The organism is Phenylobacterium sp., from assembly GCF_031412415.1.
Taxonomy (GTDB): Bacteria; Pseudomonadota; Alphaproteobacteria; order Caulobacterales; family Caulobacteraceae; genus Phenylobacterium.
Genome location: NZ_JANOCX010000024.1, coordinates 1 through 2,398, shown reverse-complemented (window position 1 = coordinate 2,398; position 2,398 = coordinate 1). Strand labels below are relative to the sequence as shown.

The following is a 2,398-nucleotide window of genomic DNA, read 5'->3' as shown; positions in this document are numbered from 1 at the left end:
CTCCGAACCGTCCGGCGGCTCGGACGTCGCCGGCGCCAGGACCAAGGCCGAGCTGGCTCCGGACGGCTCGGGCGACTGGCTGATCTCGGGCCAAAAGGTGTGGACGACGGGCGCCCAGTTCTCGGACTACGGCATCGTCATCGTCCGGACCAACCCCGACGTGCCCAAGCATAAGGGCCTGACCATGTTCTGGATCGACATGCGCGATCCGGGCATCGAGGTGAAGCCGATCCATCAGATGTCCGGCGGCTCCGGGTTCAACGAGGTGTTCTTCACCGACGTGCGGGTCAAGGACAGCCAGCGATTGGGCGCGGTGGGCGAGGGCTGGAAGGTCAGCCTGGTCACCTTGATGAACGAACGGCTGGCGGTCGGCGGGGCGACCGGCACAGGCTGGGCGCAGTTCCTGGAGACGGCGCGCGAAACGCCCGGGCTCGATGGGCAGTCGGCGCTGAAGGATCAGTCCCTGCGTGAGAAGCTGGCCGACTGGTATGTCCAGGCCGAGGGGCTGAAGCACACCCGCAACCGCACCATGACCGCCTTGTCGCGGGGTCAGACGCCTGGGCCGGAGAGCTCGATCGGCAAGATCATCTCGGCCGTCCAGATGCAGGAGCTGGGCAACGCGGCGGTGGAGATGCTGGATCAGTACGGGATCATAAACGATCCGGACCTCGCCCCGATGCACGGCGGTTTCCATTCCTCGGTGATGTTCGCGCCGGGCCTGCGGATCGCCGGCGGCACCGATGAGATCCTGCGCAACATCATCGCCGAGCGCGTCTTGGGTCTGCCCGGCGATATCCGCGTCGACAAGGATATCCCGTTCAAGGACCTGCCGACCGGGCGTTAGGCCCGAAGCGCCAGCGGGGCGTCGGACGAGCGGCCGGCGACCAGTTCGCCGTAGATGCGCGTCAGGCCTTCGAAGGTGTTGTCCCAGCTATGACGCTGCTCGGCGCGACGCCGAGCAGCGGCTTTCAAGGCCTCGACGTCTCGGGCGAACAGGGCCTCGATCGCCTCGGCCATGCCGGCCGGGTCGACGTTGCGCGCCCGCTGTCCGACGGTCTCGTCGATCAGCTCGGCGATCCCGCCCCGCGAGGGACCCACCACGGGCAAGCCCGCCGCGAGCGCCTCAAGCACCACAAGTCCGAACGGCTCGTTCTCGTTGGCATGGACCAGGGCGTCGCAACTGGCGATCACGCCGGCCAGGGCTTCCGGGCTGTGCTCGTAGTCCATGGGGATCACGCGCGGCGAATAGTTGGTGTCCTTGCCCGCGCCGATCAGCAGCAGGTGATAGGGCTCGCCCAGGCGCTCAACGGCGCAGATCAGGCTTTCAATATTCTTCTCCCGCGCGGGGCGGCCGGCGAAGACCAGCAGCCGGGCGTTGGACTTCAGGCCCAGCCGCCTCAACAGCCCGGCGCGGTCGGCGCGGGCGGGATGGAACAGCTCCGTGTCGACGCCTAGGAGTTGGACGCTGACCTTATCGACCCCGGCCTCGGCCAGGCGCCCGGCGATGTGGCGGCTGGGGGCCACCACCCGGTCGAACCGCTGATAGGTCGCCGCCCAACGCTTCATGGCCGGCGCCTCCGCCCAGTCGCCAAAGTGAATGGCGGCCAAGGCCGCGGCGTCGGTATGGCAGAAGCCGACCACCGGAACGCTCAAGGCCTCGCCGGCTTCCAGCGCCGCATGGCCCGGCACGAAGATGTCGCCAGCCTCGATGATGTCCGGTTCCAGCATCCGGATCACCGTCTCCCATTTCGTCATGGAGGCCGGCATCCGGTAGCCATCGCCGAAGGGGAGGCGAGCCGCCGCCACGGTGACCACGCCGTTGGCGTCCAGCCCCGTCGTCGCGCCAGGCACCACGAGCGTATGACCGATGTCGGGTCTGCGCTTCAGCAGCCAGGCGCGCTTCTGATGGAGGTAGCGCTTCACCCCGCCGGAGCGGGGCGCATACATCATCGTGGTGTCGATCAGGTGGAACCCGACACGTCCGGGCGCGCCGAAATGGGGCGCGTCGGCCGGGTTCAGTCGGATCAGGTTCTCGGTGTGGGAATCAGTGACGTCAAACACCCGCGCCCTCTCTTCTGCACTGCCTTCTTCAATGCAACGAACGGCGGAGGCGATTGGTTCTGCCCACGCCAGCCTCGGACCTAAAATATCAGATCGCGCGAGTCTATTCGCTGATTTCTTCGGAGGTTTGACACTGGATCACCCGTTCGTCATCCCGTGCGCGACGCACGGGATGACGGGCGTGACGTTAGTCGTTCAGCGCGCGCGCGTCGTCAGCGTTACGAACCAGCTGAACGAACTCGGCGCGCAGGCCGAAGGGGTCCTGGCCGCGCGCGCCCTGGGCCAGCGCGGCGACCTGCGGCCATCCAAATCGGTCTTCCACGCGGGGATCGCCCCG

Annotated in this window: 3 protein-coding genes; 1 reads left to right on the top strand and 2 read right to left on the bottom strand. The window is 67.5% G+C overall.

Annotation, left to right across the window (positions count from 1 at the left end; translation table 11 throughout):
• Positions 1-844 (top strand): acyl-CoA dehydrogenase family protein (locus RMO04_RS01220; RefSeq protein WP_309642974.1); only part of this gene is annotated, 844 nt, incomplete at its 5' end.
• Here RMO04_RS01220 and RMO04_RS01215 read toward each other — a convergent pair.
• Together RMO04_RS01215 and RMO04_RS01210 are read right to left on the bottom strand one after the other, a co-directional pair.
• A complete protein-coding gene (locus RMO04_RS01215; RefSeq protein WP_309642973.1) occupies positions 841-2,061 on the bottom strand; it encodes a glycosyltransferase in 1,221 nt (406 codons plus the stop codon). The genes RMO04_RS01220 and RMO04_RS01215 overlap by 4 nt on opposite strands.
• Positions 2,062-2,248: 187 nt before the next feature.
• Positions 2,249-2,383, bottom strand: coding sequence for a YfbK domain-containing protein (locus RMO04_RS01210; protein ID WP_309642975.1), 135 nt, complete (start codon positions 2,381-2,383; stop codon positions 2,249-2,251).
• Between the last annotated feature and the right edge of the window lie 15 nt (positions 2,384-2,398).